The sequence below is a fragment of the Frankia sp. CeD genome, assembly GCF_000732115.1.
Lineage (GTDB): Bacteria > Actinomycetota > Actinomycetes > Frankiales > Frankiaceae > Frankia > Frankia casuarinae.
The window spans coordinates 1-1,400 of the sequence record NZ_JPGU01000055.1; the positions used below are offsets into that span (position 1 = coordinate 1).

Annotated in this window: 2 protein-coding genes and 1 pseudogene; 2 read left to right on the plus strand and 1 reads right to left on the minus strand. The window is 72.2% G+C overall.

Translation table 11 applies throughout. The features are described 5' to 3' along the window. A pseudogene (locus CED_RS25555) lies at positions 1–544 on the minus strand (hypothetical protein); the annotation flags it as partial. Positions 545–875: 331 nt separating this feature from the next. On the opposite strand from CED_RS25555, the gene CED_RS25820 reads away from it, so the two are divergent. Next, positions 876–1,217, plus strand: a complete 342-nt coding sequence (locus CED_RS25820) for a DUF397 domain-containing protein (RefSeq protein ID WP_051868930.1) — start codon at positions 876–878, stop codon at positions 1,215–1,217. Continuing rightward, the coding region (locus CED_RS24455; protein ID WP_160172413.1) for a hypothetical protein at positions 1,210–1,400 on the plus strand (191 nt) is incomplete at its 3' end. The genes CED_RS25820 and CED_RS24455, both read left to right, overlap by 8 nt.

The window sequence follows — 1,400 nt, forward strand, 5'->3', positions numbered from 1 at the left end:
GGGTGAGGCGTTGGATGCCCTGGTGGAGCTGGGCGACACTGAGGGGGTCCGGGGTGGACGCGGCGATGGCGCGGGAGATCTGCGCGGCGCGGCTGGTGGCGCCAGTCGTGGCGGTGCTGGCGGNAAGAAGGATGCCGGNGCCGAGNAGGNCACGGCGGCGCGACGGACTCACCTCCTCGCGGGGNGGCCCGCTGCCGGGCTCCGCCTGAGCGGGAACCATGACGGGACGTGGTAGCACGGGCGGCGGGGCTACGGCCTGTGTCTCACGGTAGCGAGTGGGATTCCGGGTCAGCAAATCTTCCACGGAAACGTGAAACATCTCCTCCAACACCCGGCATGCCGCCGGATAGGGCCTGGTGGCGACCTGGCCGGCGATCCACCGTTTCGCCTGCCGGTCGCTGAGTGGCCCCGGCACCCGAAGATCGTTGTTTTCCCGGCTGAGTGTGCGGGCGGTGGTGTCGAAGACACGGCGGAAGTCGTCGCAACTCCAGTTCCGATCATGAAGTAGTCGGGCGAGCATCGTGTCGCTGCGGGGCGGGGCCATCAGCGGTCCTTCCGACTGTCTGGCGGGGTCTGAGGTCCTGGTCAGGTGCCATGTTCCGACCGCCGGCCTCGAATGTCACGGGATGGCATCAGGAAGGCACGGATGGCATGCGGATGCCGTGCCGTGCCGTCATGGTGGCGGCGTTCCCCTGCGCCCCGACGGTCACTGTGATGCCTGGTTCGGTGGCCGATAGTGATGCCCGGCGGTTCTGGTCGGGTTGGCCTTCGTGTCCTCGGCGGGCGCCGTGAACGGTTCCGGGCGGGCTGTTCCACGNNGGTGGGGCCTGCCCGGGGCCACCTTGTTGTGANCACGAGACGAGGGGGGTCCTGGCGTGGGCCGGTGGGAGGACGAGCACTTTGCCCGGTTGGAGTGTGAGGTGCCGGTGCGGGGNCGGGATCGTCTGGCCTGGTGGCGGACGGCGCGGGCTGGCCTGGGGGCGGTGGAGGTGGCCGCGGTGCCGGTCGGGACGCTCGGGCTGCTGGATGCCCCGGGGGTGGCGGTGCGGCACGGCCGGGTTCCGGCGGGGGCGGGGTTGCTGTTCGAGGCCGGGGAGTGGGCGGTGTTCCTGGCCGGGGNGGGTCGGGGNGAGTTCGGGTTCGCCCGGTTGGCGGCGTTGCCGGTTCCCTCGGTGCCGGTTCCCCCGGCTGCCGGGGCGGGGGCCGGTGATGGGTGAGCAGGCCTGCGCCGGGGGCGGGGCGATGTCCGGTGCCAGGGCTGGTCGGGGGGAACACCCGGGCTGGTCGGAGGCGTGGTCGCGGATCCTGGCCGGTACGGGGGCGGATCAGGCGGCCACGGTGTGGGTGGTGGCGGTGGTCGACGGGCCGGAGCGGGACGTGGACGGGGTGGTCGGCTACTT